The following is a 19,109-nucleotide window of genomic DNA, read 5'->3' as shown; positions in this document are numbered from 1 at the left end:
CGACCATCGTATCCGTGACCGCTAGGGGGTCGGTGCGCCCCCGCGGTCCGCGAGTGCCCGGACGGCCCGGCGGTCGGGCTTGCCGGACGCGAGCATCGGCACCGCGTCGACGACCAGGACCTCCGCGGGACGGGCCGCACGGCCCAGGGTCTCCGCAACGTGGGCGCGGACCTCGTCGAGGTCGAGCGGACGTTCCGTGACGACGACGGGCACCTCGCCCCACTCCCCGGACGCGCGCCGCGTGACGACCGCGGCGTCCTGGCCCGCGAGCTCGCGCACGCGCCGTTCCACCGCCCCGAGCGGGACCTTCTCGCCACCGGACACGATGACGTCGTCGAGCCGCCCGAGCACCCGCAGCCGTCCGTCGTCGTCGGTGGTCGCAGCGTCGCCGGTCCGGTACCAGCGGTGGCCGTCGCGCTCGGCGAAGGTCCGGGCCGTGCGCTCGGGGTCGTCGAGGTACCCCTCGGCGAGCATCGGGCCGGCCAGTTCGAGGGCGCCGTCGACGAGTTCCGCGCGGACCGTCCCGAACGGCGTGCCGTCGTACACGCAGCCACCGCTCGTCTCGCTCGCGCCGTACGTCGTGACGACCCGGACACCGGCGTCGAGGGCACGCTGCCGGAGCGGTGCGGGCGTGGCCTGGCCCCCGACGAGCACGGCGGCGAAGCGGGTCGCGGCGGCGGTGGCGCGGGGGTCGTCGAGCACGCGGGCGAGCTGCACCGGGACGAGCGAGGTGTAGCGCCGCGGCGCCTCGGGACCGACGTCGAGCCGGTCCGCCGCGTCGGCGAACGCCCGGCCGTCGAAGTGTCCCGGCGGGAGGACGACGGGCGTCGTGCCCGCCGTGACCGATCGGGTCAGCACGTTGAGCCCGGCGATGTAGTGCGTCGGCAGCGCGAGCAGCCACCGGCCGGGCCCGCCGAGCGTCGCGTCGGCGGACGCGGCGCCCGCGAGCAGCGCCTCCGACGACAGTGCCACGCGCTTGCCGGTCCCGGTGGAACCGCTCGTCTCGACCACCAGGGCGACCCGGCGGGCGACGTGCGACGGCGGGCGCGTGGGCAGCGCCGGGCCGTCCTCGGCGACGGGGAGCAGCGCGGGTCCGCCGGCGAGGGCAGCCTCCAGGCCGCGCAGCACCGCCGACGGGTCGGACGCGCCGACGGCGACCAGCGCGCGGTTCACCGGTGGGCCCGCGGGGTCAGTAGTGCCACGGGAAGGACGTCCACTCCGGCGGGCGCTTCTCGAGGAAGGCATCGCGGCCCTCGACCGCCTCGTCGGAGGCGTAGGCGAGGCGCGTCGCCTCGCCCGCGAAGACCTGCTGGCCGACCATGCCGTCGTCCACGGCGTTGAACGCGTACTTGAGCATGCGGATGGCGGTCGGGGACTTGCCGAGGATCGTCTCGCCCCACCGGATCGCCTCGCGTTCGAGGTCCTCGTGCCGGACCACCCTGTTCACCGCGCCCATCTCGTACGCGCGCTGCGCCGAGTACTCCTCCGCGAGGAAGAAGACCTCGCGCGCGAGCTTCTGGCCGATCTGGCGGGCGTAGTAGGCGCTGCCGTACCCGCCGTCGAAGGACCCCACGTCGGCGTCGGTCTGCTTGAACCGGCCGTGCTCCGCGCTCGCGATCGTCAGGTCCGCGACGGCGTGCAGCGAGTGCCCGCCGCCGGCGGCCCACCCGGGCACGACGGCGATGACGACCTTCGGCATCATGCGGATGAGGCGCTGGACCTCGAGGATGTGGAGCCGCCCCATCGACGCCTGGGCGGCAGCGGGGTCGACGCCCTCCGGCGGGGCGCCCTCGTCGCCGACGTACTGGTAGCCGCTGCGGCCGCGGATGCGCTGGTCACCGCCGGAGCAGAAGGCCCAGCCCCCGTCCTTCGGGCTCGGGCCGTTGCCCGTGAGCAGGACGACACCGACGCGGGGGTCCTGTCGCGCGTCGTCGAGGGCGCGGTACAGCTCGTCGACGGTGCGGGGGCGGAAGGCGTTGCGGACCTCGGGCCGGTCGAACGCGACGCGGACGATGCCCTGCGAGACGTGCTTGTGGTACGTGATGTCGGTGAAGTGCTCAGCGACCGGTGCGGCGGTCCAGACGTCGGGGTCGAACAGGTCGGAGACGGGAGCAGCCATGTGCCCACCGTATCGCCGGCGCCCGGCGCCGGCCCGCACCCGAGGCGGGCCGTGGTGCGGTGCCGTCCCGCGCTAGGTGCCCGAGAGGGCCTCGGGCACGAGGACGACGAGCAGCACGATGAGGATGACCGGGTTCGCGAAGAAGGCGAGCACGACCCCGATCGCGCCGTACCAACGGCCGAACGACCCGACCGCGGCGATGAAGCCGAGCACCGCAGCGATGAGGGTGAGGAAGACCACCACGAAGCAGATGCCGAACGCGAAGGTGGTGTCGCCGCCCATGAAGACCGCGAACGCACTCGCGTCGACCGCGGCGGAGACGACGGCGAGCCCGAGGGCGATCTTGCCGACGATCGGGTTCCGACGCCGCCGGGCGGACCGTTCGAGGGCCCGGGCGTCGACGGTGTTCCGCTGCATCAGCCGCTCGAAGTCGCCGGTGTCACCGGACCGGCTCCCGGCGCTCGCTGTCGGCCGTGTCGTCCCGGGGGCGGCGGCGCGCTGCGGCGCCGTCGGTCGCGCGGCACCGGAGCGCTGCACTGCCGAGCGCTGGGCTGCGGCACGTTGGGCCGCCGCGCGCTGGGCCGCGGTCGGCTGCGCGGCCGCACGCTGCGCTGCTGCACGCTGCGCGGCTGCGCGCTGCTGCGGATCCGACGCCACCGGCCCTCCCTCTCCTCGGTCCCCTCACGGACGCGCCACGGTGGTCCGTGGCGACGCCGGCGCTGGGCCGACCGGTGCATGCTAGTGCCCGGCCCTGGCGGTCGGCTCCGAGGAACCGGCGGGAGCGCTGGACGCGCGACCAGCCCCTGCCGCCCACCGCGTCCGGGCACCGCACCTGCCCGTGCGCGAGGATGGGGTGTGCTCCCCGACCTCGCCGACCTGACCGCCGACGCCCACGTCGTCGCACTCCCGATGCGCGTCCGCTTCCGCGGCATCACCGTCCGCGAGGCCCTGGTGCTCCGCGGACCCACCGGGTGGACCGAGTTCTCGCCCTTCGTCGAGTACGAGGACCGGGAGGCGACCGCGTGGCTCCGGAGCACGATCGACTTCGGGTGGACCGAGCACGACCCCGCCGCCGACGCCGTGCCCGTCAACGCCACGGTGCCCGCCGTCGGACCGGACGCGGTCGCCGACCTCCTGGCCCGCTACCCCGGCTGCACGACCGCGAAGGTCAAGGTCGCCGAGCCCGGCACGAGCACCGACGACGACGTCGCCCGCGTCGCCGAGGTCCGTCGGGTGATGGGGCCGGAAGCGGCCGTCCGGGTGGACGCCAACGGGCTCTGGTCCGTCGACCAGGCCGTCGAGGCCCTCGAACGACTCGCGCCGTACGGACTCCAGTACGCCGAACAGCCGTGCCGGTCGGTGCCGGAACTCGCTGAGCTCCGACGCCGGATCGCGGGACTCGACGTGCCCGTGGCCGCGGACGAGAGCGTGCGCCGGGCCTCGGACCCGCTCGCCGTCGCCCGTGCGGGGGCGGCGGACGTGCTCGTCGTGAAGGCCCAGCCCCTCGGCGGGGTCACCGCGGCACGGGCGATCGTGGCCGAGGCGGGGCTGCCGTGCGTCGTGTCGAGTGCGCTCGACACGTCCGTGGGGCTCGGGACCGGGGCGTTCCTCGCGGCGGCGGCGATGAGCCCCGGCTACGCCGCCGGGCTCGGGACGGCGGCCATGTTCGAGACGGACGTCACCGACACGCCACTGCTGCCGGTCGACGGTCGGGTGCCGGTCCGCCGTGCGGAGGTGTCGCGGGAGCTGCTGGCGCGGAACGCGGCATCGCCGGAGCGGACGGCGTGGTGGCTCGCGCGGCTGGAGCGCGTCCACGCCCTGCTCGCCGCCGCGTAGACCGGGCTGCCGCGGGCGACGACGAGGGAGCAACCGACCGAACGGTGTCCGGGCGGCGACGAGCGCGCAGGACGTGCCGCTCACGTCCGCCGGACGGGCGAGACTCGTCGGCCTCGACCCCGAGCGTGACAGATCGTGCGCATTCACGCGAGGCAGGAACGCCCGGACACGACGGACGGGAGGCGCGGTGCCCGATGGCACCGCGCCTCCCGTCCGTCCCGGGGTCGCCGCCGCAGCGACGCCCGGTCGGCCTCACAGGCCGGAGTAGCTGTGCAAGCCCTTGAAGAAGACGTTGACGACCGAGAAGTTGAACATCACCGCGGCGAACCCGATGAGCGCCAGCCACGACGACCGCGCACCGCGCCACCCGCGGGTCGCACGCGCGTGGATGTACCCGGCGTAGACCACCCAGATGATGAAGGTCCAGACCTCCTTGGTGTCCCACCCCCAGTACCGGCCCCAGGCGCGCTCGGCCCAGACCGCACCCGCGATGAGCGTGAAGGTCCACAGCACGAAGCCGACGAGCAGCACGCGGTAGGTCAGGACCTCGAGCCGTTCGGCGTCGGGGAGCGTCTCCATGAAGCGGAGCTGCTTCGACGCGGGACGACCCTGGCGGTACGTCTGCACGAGCTGCGCCACGGCGAGCCCGGCGCCGAGGGCGAAGAAGCCCGTCCCGGCGATCGCGACGAAGACGTGGATGACCAGCCAGTACGACTGCAGCGCGGGCTGCAGCGGCACGACGGGCACCCAGTAGTTCACGGTCGCGATGCCGAGCAGGATGATCGTCAGACCGGTGATGAACACACCGAGGAACTTCAGGTTCTGCCAGAGCTGCACGAGCAGGAAGATCAGCGTGATGAGCGCCGTGCCCGTGAGCGAGAACTCGAACATGTTGCCCCACGGCACACGGTCGGCCGCGATGCCGCGCAGGACCGTGGCACCGACGTGCAGCACGAGCGCGAGGATCGTCATCGCCATGCCGACCCGCTCGAACTTCGTCCCGCCGCCGCCGGGGCGACCCCGGTCGGCCTCGACCTTCTCGAGCACGACCGTCCCGCCCTGCACCGTCGCGACGGTGCGCGCGGCGGGCGCTGCCGGCGCAGCAGCCGAGGCGGACGCCACCTGACCCGACCGCTTCGCCATGTCGAGCGCGAACGAGATGAACGCGATGACGTAGACCGCCATCGCGGAGTACGTCAGGACGACCGAGTAGGTCGCGAGGTTGGTCGTCATGTCCGGGTTCACGCAGGGATCCTAACTCCGAGGTCCGACAGGTGCCTCTTGGCGATGTCGTCGACGGCGCGCTCGAGGTTGGGGTCCTCGCCGCGCGCCAGGCCGGCGTACTCGAGGTCGTACTCGCCGTGCTCGGCTCCCCGGCGCGGGACCGCCTTCACCCACACGCGGCGGCGGGGCACGAACAGCGAGGTGAGCAGACCGAGCACCGCGAGCACCGCGAACCCGGCGACGAACGCCTGCGAGGGGTCGTGGTGCACGTCGAGCGAGACGTAGCGCTTCACGCCGTCGAAGGTGATCGAGCCGGTACCGTCCGGCAGGGTCTTCGTCTGGCCGGGCTTCAGCTCGATGCTCGGGGTCGTCGACTGCCGCCCGGCGATCTGCTCGAGGCCGCTGGTGTCGAGCGAGTACACGCTCTGCGGGACGCCGCTGTCGAGACCGAGGTCGCCGCGGTACACCTGCAGGGTCAGGAGCGGGTTCTGCGCGTCCGGGTAGGCGCTGGCGAACGCACCGGTCGACAGCTTCGACGCCGTCGGGTAGAAGAACCCGACGAGCCCGAGCTGCGACGGCGAGGCGTCGGGCACCTTGATGACGCCGGTGGACGTGTAGTTCGCGTCCTCGGGCAGGAACGGCACGACGTCCTGGAACGCCACGTTCCCCTTGCCGTCGCGGATCGTGACCTGCATCGCGTAGCCGTTGCCGAGCAGGTAGACGTTCGTGCCACCGACCGACAGCGGGTCGTTCACGCCGATGCGACCGGTCTTCGGCTCCTGGCCCTTCTCGCGGCTCGTCACCGTCGCCGAGTAGTCCAGTGCCTGGCCGAGGGCGTCGAGGTTCTTCTCCTCGTACGTCGTGGTGAACTTGTCGAGCGTCAGGTTGTAGCCCTGCAGGTCGGTCTGCCGGAACCAGCGGCCGGGGTTGAACGAGTCGTAGGAGCCGAGGACGTTCGAGAACGTCTGCCCCTCGACCAGGAGTCGCTGCCCGGTGTAGCTGAAGCCACCGCCGAGGCCGACCGCCACGAGCACGCCGACGAGCGCCGCGTGGAAGACGAGGTTGCCGGTCTCGCGCAGGTACCCGCGCTCCGCGCTCACGGAGTCGCCGAACCGCTCGACCCGGTAGCCGGACCGCTTGAGCAGTGCCGCCGCGCGGGTCACGGCGTCGTCGACGGACGGGAGGCTCGTGGTCGCGTCCGCCTCGACCGGGACGGACCGGTAGCCGGCGAGTCGGCCGAGACGCACCGGCGTCCTCGGCGGTCGCGTCCGGAGCGCCTGCCAGTGGTGCTTCGTGCGCGGGACGATGCACCCGATGAGCGAGACGAACAGCAGCAGGTAGATCGCCGAGAACCACACCGAGGTGTAGGTGTCGAAGACCTGCAGTGTGTCGAGCACGGGGAAGAGCTGCGGGTGGTCCGCCTTGTACTGCACGACGCCGTTCGGGTCGGCGGTGCGCTGCGGCACGAGGGATCCCGGGATCGCCGCGAGCGCCAGGAGCATGAGCAGGAAGAGCGCCGTGCGCATGCTCGTCAGCTGCCGCCAGAAGAAGCGGACGTAGCCGACGAACCCGAGCTTCGGCTGCGTCGGGCCGTCGTCCGCTCCGGGGGCCGGTGCGGCACTGTCGACGTGGTCGGACGGCCGCATCGGGTCGGCGCCCGCGGACACGTCGTCCGCGGACCCCGGTCCGCTACCCGACCGCTCGGGGGTGGTGTCGCGCTCAGACCGCGGGGACAAAGCTCTGGATCACCGCCCCGAGGCTCGACATGACGGCCGACCAGATGCCGGTGACCATGAGCAGACCGATGACGATCAGGATCGCTCCTCCGATGATGTTGACGGTGCGCATGTGACGCTTCACGATGCGGATCGCGCCGGTCGCCCACCCGGCGCCGAGCGCGACGAGGACGAACGGGATGCCGAGCCCGAGGCAGTACGCGACGCCGAGCCACATGCCCTGCCACGCGCTGCCGGACTGCACGCTGAGCAGGTTGATCGCTGCGAGCGTCGGCCCGAGGCACGGGGTCCAGCCGAGGCCGAACACGATGCCGAGCAGCGGCGCCCCGACCAGGCCAGTCGCGGGGGTCCACGACGGCTTGATCGAGCGCTGCAGGAAGGTGAAGCGTCCGATGAACACCAGGCCCATCGCGATCACGACGACACCGAGGACCTGCGTGATGAGGTCACGCCACCGGACGAGCCAGAAGCCGAGCGCACCGAAGACCGTCGTGTAGGCGACGAACACCGCGGTGAAGCCGAGCACGAAGAGCACGACGCCGAGCACGACCCGACCGCGGCGCTGCCCACCCTCGGCGATCCCGCCGACGTACCCGAGGTAGCCCGGTACGAGCGGGAGCACGCACGGGGAGAGGAACGACACGAGCCCGGCCAGTGCTGCCACGGGCAACGCGACCAGCATCTGGCCGCTCAGGATCGCGTCCGCGAAGGGGTTGCCGGGCACGGGTCAGGACGCCTTGCCGTCGAGCTCGTCGCTGACCAGGGTCTGCAGGATGCTCTTGCCGTCGATCGCGCCGAGGACGCGGGCGGCGACGCGGCCCTGCTTGTCGAGGACGATCGTGGCGGGCACGGCGTTCGGAGCGATCTGCCCGGACAGCGCGAGCTGCACGGTACCGTCGCGGGCGTCGAGGACGGTCGGGTAGTCGACGCCGAAGGTGCGCTCGAACGCCGCCGCCGTGCCCTCCTCGTCACGCACGTTGACGCCCACGAAGACCACGTCGTCGTCGGCGTACTGGTCGTGCACCTGGTTGAGGTACTTCGCCTCGGCCCGGCACGGCGGGCAGCCGGCGTACCAGAAGTTGAGCACGACGACCTTGCCGCGGAGCTCCTCCGCCGACACGGTGTCGCCGTCGGTGTCCTTCGTCGTGAAGTCGACCGGGGCGCTCCGCTCGTCCGTCGCGACCTCGGTCACCGCACCGGTGCCGGAGATGTAGTTCTGGGTGGTGCCGCTGCCGTACTGGCGGGACAGGTCGTCGTTCGACGACGAGCACCCGGCGAGCGCCAGGGCTGCGATCACCGCCGAGGCCGCGACGGCGGTGATCCGGCTGCGTGCGGACATCAGACTGCTCCTTCGTCGACCGCGGACGCACGCAGGGACTGCGCGGGGTCCGCGTACCCGACCTCGGTGAAGCGACCGGACGAGGTGGCGGGCACACGCTCGAGGGTCGTGATGCTGGACAGGTCGCACCGACGCTTGCGCGGGTCGTGCCAGAGCGGCTCCCCCGCGAGCCTGCGGTGCACGGTCCAGATGGGGAGCTGGTGGCTGACGAGGACGACGTCGCCGCCGTCGACGCTCTCCCAGGCGGAGGCGACCGCGGCGAGCATGCGGTTCGCGATGGACTCGTAGGCCTCGCCCCAGCTCGGCCGGAACGGGTTCGCGATCCAGGGCCACTCCGCAGGGCGTCCGATGGAGCGCTTCGTGAAGCCGGGGCGCTGGCCCTCGTAGCGGTTCGTGGGCTCGATCAGGCGCTCGTCGAGCGAGACCTCGAGCCCGTAGGCGGCGGCCCAGGGCGCGGCGGACTCCTGCGTGCGCTGCAACGGCGACGCGACGATCCGTCGGACGTCGACCCCGGCGTCGTGCCAGGCGGTCGCCGATGCACCGGCCATCCGGGCGCCGAGTTCGCTGAGCCCGAAGCCGGGCAACCGGCCGTAGAGCACGCGCCCCGGGTTGTGGACCTCGCCGTGCCGGACGAGGTGGATCCGTGTCGCGGGCATGGGTTCCAGTCTAGGTCGCTCCACCGTCATCACCCGCCCCACAGCGGATTCACCGGATGTGCGACCGTTCAGCCCTGCGACCGTTCGGCTCTGCCCGGTCGCTGCCGTCAGCCCAGCCGTCCGGTCAGTCGGCCGTGCAGTGCCACCGACCCGGTGTTCAGGTTCACGACCTCGACGGTCGAGCCGTGCCGCGCGTACCGCTGCTCCACGCCGTCGAGTGCCGCGACGGTGCTGGCGTCGAACACGTGCGCGCCCGACATGTCCACGATCACCCGCTCCGGGTCCTCGGCGTAGGAGAACCGCGTCACCAGGTCGTTGGACGACGCGAAGAACAGGGCACCGTGCACGCGGTACCGCACGGTGCGCTCGTCGACCGGCTCGCGCACCACGGACACGACGTGCGCCGCGCGACGGGCGAAGACGAGGGCCGCGACGACCACGCCCACCAGCACACCCGTCGCGAGGTTCTGGGTGACGACGACCACCACGACGGTCACGACCATGACCGCCGTCTCGCCGAGCGGCATCCGCCCGAGCGTGCGGGGCCGGACGCTGTGCCAGTCGAAGGTCGCGACGCAGACCATGAGCATCACGGCCGTCAGGGCCGCCATCGGGATCTGCGCGACGAGGTCGTGCAGCACGATGGTCAGGACGAGCACCGCCGCGCCCGCCGTGAAGGTCGACACCCGGGTCCGGGCGCCGGCGGTCTTCACGTTGATCACGGTCTGGCCGATCATCGCGCAGCCACCCGTGCCGCCGAAGAACGCCGAGGCGATGTTGGCGATGCCCTGGCCCCACGACTCGCGCCAGCCGCTGGACCGGGTCTCGGTCAGGGAGTCGACGAGCTGCGCGGTCAGGAGCGTCTCGATGAGGCCGACGATCGCGACCCCGAACGCGTACGGCGCGATGATCTGCAGGGTCTCGAGCGACAGCGGGACCGTGATGCCGCCGAACCCGGGCAGCGCGGTCGGCAGGGAGCCCTCGTCGCCGACCGTCGGCACCGCGACCCCGAACACGATCGTGATCGCCGTGACCACGACGACCGCGATCAACGGCGCGGGGACGGCCTTGGTCAGGAAGGGGAACGCGACGATGATGCCGATGCCGAGCGCCGTCAGCGGCCAGACCACGAACGGGACGTCGTCGCCGAGGAGGTTGGGCAACTGCGCCGTGAAGATCAGGATCGCCAGCGCGTTGACGAAGGCCACGTTGACGCTGCGCGGGATGAAGCGCATCAGTCGGGCCACCCCGAGGAAGCCGAGCACCAGCTGGACCACACCGCCGAGCACCACCGCGGGGACGAGGTAGGCGACGCCGTGGTCGCGCACGAGCGGAGCGATCACGAGCGCGACCGATCCGGCGGCGGCCGAGATCATCGCGGGTCGCCCGCCGACGATCGAGATGACCACCGCGATGACGACGCTCGAGAAGAGGCCGACGGCCGGGTCGACCCCGGCGACGACCGAGAAGGAGATGGCTTCGGGGATGAGGGCGAGCGCCGTGACCACGCCGGCCAGGACCTCACGGGTGAGGAGCCGGGGCGACCGGAGCGCGGTGAGGACGGTGGGTGCCGCGGGGGCGAGCGGTGCGAGGGACATCGCCAGCGACCATACCCTGACGTGAGGGGAGGGTTGCGCCGGGCAGACGTGCACTCCGAGCGATCTCGCGCGGCGGTCTGCCACCATGGCTCCCGTGCACGCGATCGACTCCCCCGCCCCGACGCCGGGCGACACCATGCACATCGGTGAGCTCGCCGAGCGCGCCGGGATGTCCCTGCGGACGATCCGGCACTACGACGAGGTCGGGCTGCTCGTGCCGAGCGGACGGACCACCGGAGGGTTCCGGGTCTACACGGCGCAGGACCTCGAGCGACTGCTCGTCATCCGTCGGATGAAGCCGCTCGGGTTCTCGCTGGACGAGATGGCGGAGCTCCTGCGCGTCGTCGACGCCCTCGCCGACGCCGGACCCGAGGACCAGCCGGCACTCGCCGCCCGCCTCGACGCGTCGCTCGAGGACGCCCGCGCCCGGCACGCGAAGCTCGTCGAACGGGCCGGCATGGCCGAGGAGTTCATCGGCACGCTCAGCACGCTGCGCGCCACGCTCCCCTGAGCCCCGGACGACACCCGGCAAGCCGGAGACACCGCTCGGTCACCGGTCGACCTGCAGCTCACCGGACTCGATGAGCCGCGCCCGCTCCCGTTGTGCCGCCCGGAGTTCATCGCGCCACCGGAGCAGGTCGTCGTGGACCCGGATGATCCGTCGTGCCTCCCAGGGTCGGAAGCGGTACTGCCGTCGGATCAACTGCCGCCACTCGTCACGATCGCGTTCGATGAGCGCGACCACCGGGTCTTCCACTGCCATCTGCGTTCCCTTCCGTGATGAGGTCGAGCACGATCTTGCCGATCGCGGCGTCATCGGCGCGAAGGATCTGCATTCTGGACATCGCCCGAGCGCTGAACCGACCGACCTCGGCCCGTCCGACGTCGCCGTCGCACACCTGGTCGACCGTCCACACGAACCGCGCCCAGGCCCGGTCGCGTTCCTCGCGCCCGACGTCCCGCCGCCACCGCACCAGCGCCCAGACGCCTCCCACGGCCGCGCCGACCAACGTCAGCACCGACCCGACCGCAGCCGCGACCACCGCCGCCACCGCGACGGGCGGCCAGGCCGCGAGCCCCGCTCCCGTTGCCGTCATCCGGGATCCCCTCTCGACTCGCGACCCGACCACACGGACGACGCTACGGACGTGCCGGGGCCGAACCACGCCTCCCGGCCGACGCTGTGGAGAGAACGGACCGGGACCCCACCTGTGGAGGAGGCCGTAGACTCGACGACCGTGATCGAACGCACCCGCATCGCCGACCTCGCCGCCCTCCCCGACGGCCCCGTTGCCGTCGCCGGCTGGGTGGAGACCGTCCGCGACCAGAAGAAGGTCCAGTTCGTCGTCCTCCGCGACGAGACCGGCGCCGCGCAGCTGGTGAACCCCGCCACGCGCGAGGCCGAGGACGGCGACGACGACGCCCAGGCCCGGCTCACCGTCACGAACGAGATCTCCGGGCTCGCGCACGGCACCTTCGTGCACGTCCGCGGCACCCTGAAGCACGACGAGCGCGTGAAGCTCGGCGGGCTCGAGGTCAAGGTCGGCTCGCTCGAGGTGGTCAGCGCCGCGAAGCCGGAGACGCCCATCGCGGACGACTCCTCGCTCGACAAGCGTCTCGACTGGCGCTTCCTCGACCTGCGCAACCGCAAGCAGAACCTGATCTTCCGCATCCAGACGACGCTGGAGCACGCGTTCCGCACGTACTGGGTCGAGCGTGACTACATCGAGATCCACACCCCGAAGCTGATGGCGTCGGCGTCCGAGTCGCGCGCCGAGCTCTTCCAGCTCGAGTACTTCGAGACCACCGCCTACCTGGCGCAGTCCCCGCAGAACTTCAAGCAGATGGCGCAGCCCGCCGGCTTCGGCGCGGTGTTCGAGATCGCGGACGCGTTCCGCGCGGACCCGTCCTTCACGAGCCGTCACGCCACCGAGTTCACGAGCGTCGACGCCGAGATCTCGTGGGTCGAGTCGCACGCCGACGTCATGGCGATGCACGAGGAGCTCCTCGTCGCCGGCTTCACCGCCGTCAAGGACAAGTACGGCAAGGAGATCGAGGAGGTCTTCGGCTTCGAGTTCGTCGTCCCGACCGCTCCGTTCCCCCGCGTCACCCTGGCCGAGGCCCGGAAGATCGTCGCCGACAGCGGACACGACGTCGTGCGGGCGGACGGCGACCTGGACCCCGAGGGCGAGCGTCGCGTCAGCGCCTGGGCGAAGGAGACGCACGGCTCGGAGTTCGTGTTCGTCACGGACTACGACGCCTCGATCCGCCCGTACTACCACATGCGTCACGCCGACGACCCGACGCTCACGAACAGCTACGACCTGCTGTTCAACGGCGCCGAGATCTCCACGGGTGCCCAGCGTGAGCACCGCGTCGACGTGCTCGAGGCGCAGGCCGTCGAGAAGGGCCTCGACCCCGAGGAGCTCGGCTGGTACCTCGACTTCTTCCGCTACGGCGTCCCGCCGCACGGCGGCTTCGGCATGGGCCTCGCCCGCGTGCTCATGCTCGCCCTGCACGAGCCGTCCATCCGCGAGGTCACCTACCTGTTCCGCGGACCGACGCGCCTGACCCCGTAGTCACCACCGACGACGACGGCCACCCTCCGACAGGAGGGTGGCCGTCGTCACGTGCGGGCCGGGAGGCGCGGGTCAGCTCTCCCAGTCGATGGCCGCCCGCCCCGTGACGAGCTCGCGGATCTCCGCTGCCGCCGCCTGGTGGTCAGGGTGGAACTGGTACTCGTCGAGACCGGCCAGGTCGTCGAACGTCGCCACGACGGCCAGGTCCTGGTTCTTCCCCGGGTAGGCCACGTTGTCGACGACCTCGAGCGACCGTATCGAGCCGATCGTGCCGACGAGCCCGGTCAGGAGCTCGCGGACGTGCTCGATCGTCGCGGTGCGGTCGAGGTCCTCGCGGACGGTCCAGGAGACGACGTGGTGGATCATGCGCTGGCCTCGGCCTTCTCTGCCTTCTCGAGGGCACCGTGCAGCCGGTCGGCGTCCACGTGCCAGTTGCTGTGGACCCGGCCGTCGACGAGGACGACCGGGATGTCCTCGGCGTACTCCTCGCGCAGCGCGTCGTCGTCGAGGATCGACCGCTCCTCGAGGGTGACACCGGGGTGGGCGGCCACGACCTGCTCCACGACCGGACGGGCGTCGTCGCAGAGGTGGCAGCCGGGCTTCGTCAGGAACGTCACGGCGGGCATGTCCCCCACGATAACGCGCCCGGGAACACGAAAGCCCCGGCGGACCGGGGCTTCGGGTGCAAGTACTGGACTTACTTCTTGTTGCGACGCTGGTGACGCGTCTTGCGAAGGAGCTTGCGGTGCTTCTTCTTCGCCATGCGCTTGCGACGCTTCTTGATGACAGAACCCATAGTGGACCTCGCTCGGAACGATGCAGATGTGTGGACACCGGGCCCGAAGAGACCGCGGAAAATCAACCCGGCCGAGTCTAGCGGAGCGCAGCGGTCCTGTCGAACGGGCGCGCGCCGGGCCGACCTCAGCCGACGTCGGCGATGCCGCCGCGCAGGAGTTCGGCGACCGCCGACTCCGGGACGCGGAAGGACCGGCCGAACCGGATCGCGGGGAGCTCTCCCGCGTGCACCATGCGGTACACCGTCATCTTCGAGACGCGCATCATCTCGGCCACCTCAGCGACGGTGAGGAAGCGCACGTCGTCGAAACTGCCGGTCATGGTCCGCCTTCGGGTACCCGCGGGTCGCGCGGGGTCGGTGTGACCAGTGTGGTCAAGGGCGAGTGTAGGGGCGCGTGGGACCACGTGTCCAGGAGACTCCGAGCGGACGCTCGACCGTGCTGCGCGAGAGGTCTCCCACCGGTCGGTCAGTCGTCCTCACCGCGGCGCGTGAAGCGCTTCCGGCTGCGGTCGACGACACGCTCCCAGCCCTGCTGCGCACCCGAGAACGCGGCGGTCGCGCGGTGCGAGGCCTCCGCCATGACGCGACCCAGCTCGGTGCCGACCTCGACGGTGGACCGCGCTGCGGTGCCGGTCCGGCGGAACGAGACCGGCTGCCCGTCGAGGGTCCACGAGGTCGTCGCCGGGGTACCGTCCGCGTCGACCGCTCCCGTGAAGGGGACGACCCACTCCTCGAGCCGGACGAGCGGCTCCGGGTCGAGCCGGTAGAAGCGGTGCTGGCCCTCCTCACGGCTGGAGACGAGACCGTGGTCGCGCAGGACGCGGAGGTGCTTCGACACGGTCGGCTGGCTGACGCCGATCTTCTCGACGAGCTGCCCGACGCTGAGTTCGCCGCCGGTGGCGTCCGAGCCGTACGCCGTCAGCAGCGCCCCGAGCAGCTCGCGCCGGGTCGGGTCCGCCACGACGGTGAAGATGTCGGCCATGCGGCAAGGCTAGCCGGACCCGTACGCATGTACCATGACCGCTGACCTGCCCACGGCTCCGGAGGCACAGGATGCTCGACCGCACCGAGCCGCTCAACCGGCACACGCCGACGAGCGGGGTGAGACGGCGTCTGGACGGTGCCCTCGGCGTCCTCCGGTCGTCGCCGTCGCGGCTCGCGATCCTGGTGTTCGTCGCGCTGATCCTCATCTTCACGACCCTGTTCATGACGCCCTGGGCGGCTGCGGACCGGACCCCGACGCACTTCGCGGACGCACTGTTCACGGCGGCGTCGGTCGTCTGCGTGACCGGGCTGGCGACGGTCGACATGGCCACGCACTGGTCGGTCTTCGGCAAGGTGCTCATCGTCGTCGGGACCCAGATCGGCGCCGTCGGCGTCCTCACCTTCGCCTCGATCCTCGGCCTGGTCGTGACACGGCGGCTGGGGCTCCGTGCCAAGCTCATCGCCGCCGGCGACTCGAACCCGCTCCGCACGCACTCCGGCGCCGTCCCCGAGGGGCAGGCCGTGCGGCTCGGGGAGGTCGGCACGCTCCTGCTCACCGTGGCGGTGAGCACCCTGACGATCGAGATCGCGATCGGCGTGCTCCTGCTGCCGTCCACGCTCGCCGCCGGCTACCCGTTCTGGACCGCCGTCGGGGACGCCTTCTACTACTCGGCGATGGCCTTCACGAACACGGGCTTCTCGCCGAACGCCGAGGGGCTCACCCCCTTCGCGAACGACTACTGGTTCCTGTCGCTCCTCATGGTCGCGGTCGTGGCGGGCTCGATCGGGTTCCCGGTGATCCGGGCCGTCACCAAGCAGTTCCGCACGCCGCGGCGGTGGCCCATCCACGTGAAGCTCACGCTGGCCACCAGCGCGGTGCTGCTCGTCCTCGGCGCGGCCGTCTACACGGCGCTCGAGGCCTCGAACCCCCGCACGCTGGGGGACGCCGGCGCCGGACACACCGCGTTCCAGGCGCTGTTCTTCTCGACGATGACGCGGTCCGGCGGGTTCGCCACGATCGACGTCGAGCAGATGCACGGCGCCAGCCTGCTCGTCACCGACATGCTCATGTTCATCGGTGGCGGTTCGGCGTCGACGGCCGGCGGCATCAAGGTGACGACGCTGGCGGTGCTCTTCCTGGCCGCGGTCGCCGAGGCCCGCGGGCGCCAGGGCATGGAGGCGTTCGGGCGCCGCATCCCCGGTGACGTCCTGCGCGTCGCCGTCGCGGTCGTGCTCTGGGGGGCGACGATCGTCGCCGTCATGACCGTGGTCCTGCTGCAGATCACCGGCGACTCGCTCGACCGCGTGCTCTTCGAGGTCATCTCCGCCTTCGCGACCTGCGGCCTGAGCTCCGGCATCTCCGCCGAGCTCCCGGAGGCGGGCAAGTACGTCCTCGCCGCCACGATGTTCCTGGGCCGGGTCGGTACAGTGACCATCGCCGCCGCGCTGGCCGCAAGCCAGAGCCGGCAGTTGTTCCGCCGCCCCGAGGAGAGGCCGATCGTTGGCTGACCGCCGTCCCCGCGCCGACCGTCGCGCACCCCACCCCGTCACCGGAGCCGTCAGCCACGACGCCCCCGTGCTCGTCCTCGGCCTCGGCCGCTTCGGCGCCGCCACCGCCGGTCAGCTCGAGCGCCAGCACCGCGAGGTCCTGGTCGTCGACACCGACGCCGGCCTCGTCCAGAAGTGGTCGGACCGCGTCACCCACGCCGTGCAGGCGGACGCGACGGACATCGACGCCCTGCGGCAGATCGGCGCGCAGGACTTCGCGATCGCGGTCGTGGCCGTCGGTTCGCACCTCGAGTCGAGCGTGCTCATCACCTCGAACCTCGTCGACCTCGGCATCCCGCAGATCTGGGCGAAGGCCGTCAGCCGCTCGCACGGCACGATCCTGTCCCGCATCGGGGCGAACCACGTCGTGTACCCGGAGCGCGAGGCCGGCGAACGGACCGCGCACCTGGTGTCCGGTCGGATGCTCGACTTCATCGAGTTCGACGACGACTTCGCGGTCGTCAAGATGTTCCCGCCGCGCGCCGTGCGCGGCAAGGACCTCGCCACGACCGTCATCCGGACCCGGCACGGCCTCACGGTGCTCGGCATCAAGTCGCCGGGCAGGGCGTTCGTGCCGGCAACCCCGGACAGCGTCATCGGCGAGGACGACGTCATCATCGTCTCGGGGACCGAGACCGACCTGGAGCGCTTCGCCGCGCTCGAGTAGCGACCCGACGTCGGACGGGAGGCCCGTGGCGGACACGGCCACGGGCCTCCCGTCCGTCCCGTGGTCACGCCGGACGGACTGACCGGCACCCGCGGTCAGGACGCGGCGATCTCCTCGGCCCGGGCGATCGCGGCGCGCGACGCGCGGGTGAAGGTGCCGGCGAGGTCGGCCTCCTGCAGGACGGCGACCGCGCGCTCGGTGGTGCCCTTCGGACTGGTGACGGCGCGGCGCAGGTCGGCGGGCTCCCGCCCGGACGCGGCGAGGAGTTCGACGGCTCCCCGCACGGTCCCCTGCACCATCGTCGCGGCCTGCTCCGGGGTGAACCCGAGCGACTCGGCGGCCTGCTGCCACTGCTCGACGAGCAGGAACACGTACGCGGGCCCCGATCCGGAGACGGCGGACAGGGCGTCGAGCTGCGACTCCGGCACCTCGATGACCTGTCCGGACGCGGCGAACACGCTCGAGGCGAGCCCGACCGCGTCGTCGTCGGCCGTGGACCCGGCGCTGATGCCGGTGACCCCGTGGCCGACGCCGATCGGGGTGTTCGGCAGCGCCCGGACCACACGGACGCCCGCCGGGACACGCGCCTCCATCGAGGCGAGCGTGGTGCCGACCGCGACGCTCACGACCACCGCACCGGGGTGGAGCGACGCGGCGACCTCGTCGAGGACCTCGCCGATCATGTAGGGCTTGACCCCGAGGACGACGAGCCCGGCCCCGCGGACGGCCTGCCGGTTCGCGTCCGGGTCGGTCTCCGTCGCCGACGCCTCGAGCCCACGCTCGCGCCATGCCGCCGCCGACGCTCCGGACCGGGTGGTGAGCGTCACGGTCGCGGGGTCGAGGCCGGCGGCGAGCAGTCCCTCGAGGACGCTGCCGGACATGGAGCCGACGCCGAGCATGGCGGTGCGGGGCAGTTCGATCGTCATGGTCCCGACCCTACCCAGCGCCCACGCCTAGGATCGGTCCGTCAGGGGGCCGCCTGCGGTGCGGGCCCGGTGCACGGCAGGGAGAAGGGACACCCGTGAGCGCTTCGGGAGGCACGAGGGCGATCGTCGCCGCACTCGCCGCGAACGTCGGCATCGCGATCGTGAAGTTCGTCGCGGCCGCGATCAGCGGGTCCGCCGCGATGCTCGCCGAGGGCGTGCACTCCCTCGCCGACTCCGCGAACCAGCTCCTGCTCCTGCTCGGCGGCCGCCGTGCCCGCCGCGCAGCCGACCAGGAGCACCCGTTCGGCCACGGCCGCGAACGGTACGTGTACGCGTTCGTCGTCTCGATCATCCTGTTCACCATCGGCGGCGTGTTCTCGTTGTACGAGGGCATCGAGAAGCTCGCCGACCCGCACCCGATCACGAACTGGTGGCTCCCCGTCGCCGTGCTCGTCGTCGCGATCGGCCTCGAGGGCTTCTCGCTCCGCACCGCCCTGCGCGAGGCCCGTCCGCACAAGGGCTCGCAGTCGTGGGTGCAGTTCGTGCGTCGGGCGAAGGCCCCGGAGCTCCCCGTGGTCATGCTGGAGGACACCGCGGCGCTGACCGGTCTCGTGTTCGCACTGCTCGGCGTCGGGCTCACCGTGCTCACCGGCAACGGGGTGTTCGACGCGATCGGCACGGTCCTCATCGCCCTGCTCCTCATCGCGGTCGCCGTCGTGCTCGGCATCGAGACGAAGAGCCTGCTCGTCGGCGAGGGCGCGAGCGTCGCCGACGTGGAGCGCATCAGGGCCGCCGTGCTCGACGGTCCCGAGGTCGAGTCGATCGTGCACCTCAAGACGCTGTACCTCGGGCCGGACGAGCTCATGGTCGGCATGAAGGTCGCGGTCGACGGGGACCGCCGGCTCGGGGACGTGGCCGCGGGCATCGACACCGTCGAGCAGCGCATCCGCGCCGCGGTGCCGGTCGCCCGCGTGATCTACGTCGAGCCGGACGTCCTCCGGACCGGACCGCGGCCGCCCACCGAAGCGATCGTCATCCGCGCCGCCGACTGAGCGCAGGCCCGTCGAGCCAGGCCTGTCCGGACAGAGCCGTCCGGGCAGG

23 protein-coding genes are annotated in these 19,109 nt (G+C 72.0%); 6 read left to right on the top strand and 17 right to left on the bottom strand.

Annotated features, from left to right (window positions below; all coding sequences use genetic code 11):
• Nucleotides 1–21 precede the first annotated feature (21 nt).
• The 3 genes from Q9R28_RS11365 to Q9R28_RS11355 all read right to left on the bottom strand — a co-directional run bounded on the left by Q9R28_RS11365 (nucleotide 22) and on the right by Q9R28_RS11355 (nucleotide 2,776).
• Nucleotides 22–1,173, bottom strand: a complete 1,152-nt coding sequence (locus Q9R28_RS11365) for an AMP-binding protein (protein WP_311206115.1) — start codon at nucleotides 1,171–1,173, stop codon at nucleotides 22–24.
• A gap of 16 nt (nucleotides 1,174–1,189) precedes the next feature.
• Complete coding sequence (locus Q9R28_RS11360) at nucleotides 1,190–2,119, bottom strand: 1,4-dihydroxy-2-naphthoyl-CoA synthase (protein ID WP_066655279.1); 930 nt, start codon at nucleotides 2,117–2,119, stop codon at nucleotides 1,190–1,192.
• 72 nt (nucleotides 2,120–2,191) lie between these two features.
• Entirely contained in the window at nucleotides 2,192–2,776 is a 585-nt protein-coding gene (locus Q9R28_RS11355) for a hypothetical protein (protein ID WP_209685044.1), read from the bottom strand.
• Nucleotides 2,777–2,974: 198 nt separating this feature from the next.
• Here Q9R28_RS11355 and Q9R28_RS11350 point away from each other — a divergent pair, with 198 nt between their 5' ends.
• Entirely contained in the window at nucleotides 2,975–3,955 is a 981-nt protein-coding gene (locus tag Q9R28_RS11350; protein ID WP_311206114.1) for an o-succinylbenzoate synthase, read from the top strand.
• A gap of 252 nt (nucleotides 3,956–4,207) precedes the next feature.
• On the opposite strand, the gene ccsB is transcribed toward Q9R28_RS11350, so the two are convergent.
• The 6 genes from ccsB to Q9R28_RS11320 form a co-directional block, all read right to left on the bottom strand.
• The gene (ccsB, locus tag Q9R28_RS11345) at nucleotides 4,208–5,188 is read right to left on the bottom strand and encodes a c-type cytochrome biogenesis protein CcsB (RefSeq protein WP_209685265.1); all 981 of its coding nucleotides are present in this window, start codon (nucleotides 5,186–5,188) and stop codon (nucleotides 4,208–4,210) included.
• Nucleotides 5,189–5,196: 8 nt separating this feature from the next.
• Nucleotides 5,197–6,825 carry a cytochrome c biogenesis protein ResB gene (locus Q9R28_RS11340; protein WP_251154660.1) on the bottom strand — a complete coding sequence of 543 codons (1,629 nt, stop codon included), beginning with the start codon at nucleotides 6,823–6,825 and terminating at the stop codon, nucleotides 5,197–5,199.
• A gap of 73 nt (nucleotides 6,826–6,898) precedes the next feature.
• The gene (locus Q9R28_RS11335) at nucleotides 6,899–7,597 is read right to left on the bottom strand and encodes a cytochrome c biogenesis CcdA family protein (RefSeq protein ID WP_251159651.1); all 699 of its coding nucleotides are present in this window, start codon (nucleotides 7,595–7,597) and stop codon (nucleotides 6,899–6,901) included.
• 45 nt (nucleotides 7,598–7,642) lie between these two features.
• Nucleotides 7,643–8,254: a TlpA disulfide reductase family protein gene (locus Q9R28_RS11330; protein ID WP_311206113.1), complete on the bottom strand. Its 612-nt coding sequence runs from the start codon at nucleotides 8,252–8,254 to the stop codon at nucleotides 7,643–7,645.
• A complete protein-coding gene (locus Q9R28_RS11325) occupies nucleotides 8,254–8,910 on the bottom strand; it encodes a histidine phosphatase family protein (protein WP_311206112.1) in 657 nt (218 codons plus the stop codon). Before Q9R28_RS11325 ends, Q9R28_RS11330 begins: the two co-directional genes overlap by 1 nt.
• 107 nt (nucleotides 8,911–9,017) lie before the next feature.
• Complete coding sequence (locus Q9R28_RS11320; RefSeq protein ID WP_066655289.1) at nucleotides 9,018–10,508, bottom strand: SulP family inorganic anion transporter; 1,491 nt, start codon at nucleotides 10,506–10,508, stop codon at nucleotides 9,018–9,020.
• 136 nt (nucleotides 10,509–10,644) lie between these two features.
• Here Q9R28_RS11320 and Q9R28_RS11315 point away from each other — a divergent pair, with 136 nt between their 5' ends.
• A complete protein-coding gene (locus Q9R28_RS11315) occupies nucleotides 10,645–11,019 on the top strand; it encodes a MerR family transcriptional regulator (RefSeq protein WP_235426653.1) in 375 nt (124 codons plus the stop codon).
• Nucleotides 11,020–11,058: 39 nt separating this feature from the next.
• Here the strand turns inward: Q9R28_RS11315 and Q9R28_RS11310 are convergent, their stop codons facing one another.
• A complete protein-coding gene (locus tag Q9R28_RS11310; protein WP_251154607.1) occupies nucleotides 11,059–11,271 on the bottom strand; it encodes a hypothetical protein in 213 nt (70 codons plus the stop codon).
• On the bottom strand, nucleotides 11,225–11,605 hold the full coding sequence (locus Q9R28_RS11305; RefSeq protein ID WP_271825239.1) for a hypothetical protein: 381 nt from the start codon (nucleotides 11,603–11,605) through the stop codon (nucleotides 11,225–11,227). Before Q9R28_RS11305 ends, Q9R28_RS11310 begins: the two co-directional genes overlap by 47 nt.
• Before the next feature lie 141 nt (nucleotides 11,606–11,746).
• Between Q9R28_RS11305 and aspS the strand changes: the two genes are divergently transcribed.
• The gene (aspS, locus tag Q9R28_RS11300; RefSeq protein ID WP_251154606.1) at nucleotides 11,747–13,087 is read left to right on the top strand and encodes an aspartate--tRNA(Asn) ligase; all 1,341 of its coding nucleotides are present in this window, start codon (nucleotides 11,747–11,749) and stop codon (nucleotides 13,085–13,087) included.
• Between the two features lie 72 nt (nucleotides 13,088–13,159).
• On the opposite strand, the gene Q9R28_RS11295 is transcribed toward aspS, so the two are convergent.
• The 5 genes from Q9R28_RS11295 to Q9R28_RS11275 form a co-directional block, all read right to left on the bottom strand.
• Entirely contained in the window at nucleotides 13,160–13,453 is a 294-nt protein-coding gene (locus Q9R28_RS11295; RefSeq protein WP_066655295.1) for a Dabb family protein, read from the bottom strand.
• On the bottom strand, nucleotides 13,450–13,713 hold the full coding sequence (locus Q9R28_RS11290; RefSeq protein WP_066655297.1) for a glutaredoxin family protein: 264 nt from the start codon (nucleotides 13,711–13,713) through the stop codon (nucleotides 13,450–13,452). Before Q9R28_RS11290 ends, Q9R28_RS11295 begins: the two co-directional genes overlap by 4 nt.
• Nucleotides 13,714–13,784: 71 nt before the next feature.
• The gene (locus Q9R28_RS11285) at nucleotides 13,785–13,883 is read right to left on the bottom strand and encodes a 30S ribosomal protein bS22 (protein ID WP_003792170.1); all 99 of its coding nucleotides are present in this window, start codon (nucleotides 13,881–13,883) and stop codon (nucleotides 13,785–13,787) included.
• A gap of 125 nt (nucleotides 13,884–14,008) precedes the next feature.
• Nucleotides 14,009–14,203: a helix-turn-helix domain-containing protein gene (locus Q9R28_RS11280; protein ID WP_058729786.1), complete on the bottom strand. Its 195-nt coding sequence runs from the start codon at nucleotides 14,201–14,203 to the stop codon at nucleotides 14,009–14,011.
• Between the two features lie 146 nt (nucleotides 14,204–14,349).
• Entirely contained in the window at nucleotides 14,350–14,865 is a 516-nt protein-coding gene (locus Q9R28_RS11275; RefSeq protein WP_066655298.1) for a helix-turn-helix transcriptional regulator, read from the bottom strand.
• A gap of 71 nt (nucleotides 14,866–14,936) precedes the next feature.
• Here Q9R28_RS11275 and Q9R28_RS11270 point away from each other — a divergent pair, with 71 nt between their 5' ends.
• Both Q9R28_RS11270 and Q9R28_RS11265 read left to right on the top strand, forming a co-directional pair.
• Nucleotides 14,937–16,376 (top strand): potassium transporter TrkG, encoded by a 1,440-nt coding sequence (locus tag Q9R28_RS11270; RefSeq protein WP_311206111.1) that lies wholly within the window; start codon nucleotides 14,937–14,939, stop codon nucleotides 16,374–16,376.
• Between the two features lie 67 nt (nucleotides 16,377–16,443).
• The gene (locus tag Q9R28_RS11265; protein WP_066655303.1) at nucleotides 16,444–17,082 is read left to right on the top strand and encodes a TrkA family potassium uptake protein; all 639 of its coding nucleotides are present in this window, start codon (nucleotides 16,444–16,446) and stop codon (nucleotides 17,080–17,082) included.
• Between the two features lie 95 nt (nucleotides 17,083–17,177).
• On the opposite strand, the gene proC is transcribed toward Q9R28_RS11265, so the two are convergent.
• Nucleotides 17,178–18,008, bottom strand: coding sequence for a pyrroline-5-carboxylate reductase (proC, locus tag Q9R28_RS11260; RefSeq protein WP_311206110.1), 831 nt, complete (start codon nucleotides 18,006–18,008; stop codon nucleotides 17,178–17,180).
• A 95-nt stretch (nucleotides 18,009–18,103) separates the two neighbouring features.
• Here proC and Q9R28_RS11255 point away from each other — a divergent pair, with 95 nt between their 5' ends.
• Entirely contained in the window at nucleotides 18,104–19,060 is a 957-nt protein-coding gene (locus tag Q9R28_RS11255) for a cation diffusion facilitator family transporter (RefSeq protein ID WP_066655306.1), read from the top strand.
• Nucleotides 19,061–19,109: the final 49 nt, after the last annotated feature.

The sequence above is a fragment of the Curtobacterium sp. BRD11 genome, from assembly GCF_031844345.1.
Taxonomy (GTDB): domain Bacteria; phylum Actinomycetota; class Actinomycetes; order Actinomycetales; family Microbacteriaceae; genus Curtobacterium.
Note: the sequence above shows the minus strand (reverse complement) of the source record. Positions and strands in the feature narration are given on the sequence as shown.

Excerpts from the sequence above, each read along its gene's own strand:
- Q9R28_RS11360 (WP_066655279.1), bottom strand. The coding sequence starts at position 2,119 with ATGGCTGCTCCCGTCTCCGACCTGTTCGACCCCGACGTCTGGACCGCC.
- ccsB (WP_209685265.1), bottom strand. The coding sequence starts at position 5,188 with ATGACGACCAACCTCGCGACCTACTCGGTCGTCCTGACGTACTCCGCG.
- Q9R28_RS11340 (WP_251154660.1), bottom strand. The coding sequence starts at position 6,825 with ATGCGGCCGTCCGACCACGTCGACAGTGCCGCACCGGCCCCCGGAGCG.
- Q9R28_RS11335 (WP_251159651.1), bottom strand. The coding sequence starts at position 7,597 with ATGCTGGTCGCGTTGCCCGTGGCAGCACTGGCCGGGCTCGTGTCGTTC.
- Q9R28_RS11330 (WP_311206113.1), bottom strand. The coding sequence starts at position 8,254 with ATGTCCGCACGCAGCCGGATCACCGCCGTCGCGGCCTCGGCGGTGATC.
- Q9R28_RS11325 (WP_311206112.1), bottom strand. The coding sequence starts at position 8,910 with ATGCCCGCGACACGGATCCACCTCGTCCGGCACGGCGAGGTCCACAAC.
- Q9R28_RS11320 (WP_066655289.1), bottom strand. The coding sequence starts at position 10,508 with ATGTCCCTCGCACCGCTCGCCCCCGCGGCACCCACCGTCCTCACCGCG.
- Q9R28_RS11315 (WP_235426653.1), top strand. The coding sequence starts at position 10,645 with ATGCACATCGGTGAGCTCGCCGAGCGCGCCGGGATGTCCCTGCGGACG.
- Q9R28_RS11310 (WP_251154607.1), bottom strand. The coding sequence starts at position 11,271 with ATGGCAGTGGAAGACCCGGTGGTCGCGCTCATCGAACGCGATCGTGAC.
- Q9R28_RS11305 (WP_271825239.1), bottom strand. The coding sequence starts at position 11,605 with ATGACGGCAACGGGAGCGGGGCTCGCGGCCTGGCCGCCCGTCGCGGTG.
- Q9R28_RS11295 (WP_066655295.1), bottom strand. The coding sequence starts at position 13,453 with ATGATCCACCACGTCGTCTCCTGGACCGTCCGCGAGGACCTCGACCGC.
- Q9R28_RS11290 (WP_066655297.1), bottom strand. The coding sequence starts at position 13,713 with ATGCCCGCCGTGACGTTCCTGACGAAGCCCGGCTGCCACCTCTGCGAC.
- Q9R28_RS11285 (WP_003792170.1), bottom strand. The coding sequence starts at position 13,883 with ATGGGTTCTGTCATCAAGAAGCGTCGCAAGCGCATGGCGAAGAAGAAG.
- Q9R28_RS11280 (WP_058729786.1), bottom strand. The coding sequence starts at position 14,203 with ATGACCGGCAGTTTCGACGACGTGCGCTTCCTCACCGTCGCTGAGGTG.
- Q9R28_RS11275 (WP_066655298.1), bottom strand. The coding sequence starts at position 14,865 with ATGGCCGACATCTTCACCGTCGTGGCGGACCCGACCCGGCGCGAGCTG.
- Q9R28_RS11270 (WP_311206111.1), top strand. The coding sequence starts at position 14,937 with ATGCTCGACCGCACCGAGCCGCTCAACCGGCACACGCCGACGAGCGGG.
- proC (WP_311206110.1), bottom strand. The coding sequence starts at position 18,008 with ATGACGATCGAACTGCCCCGCACCGCCATGCTCGGCGTCGGCTCCATG.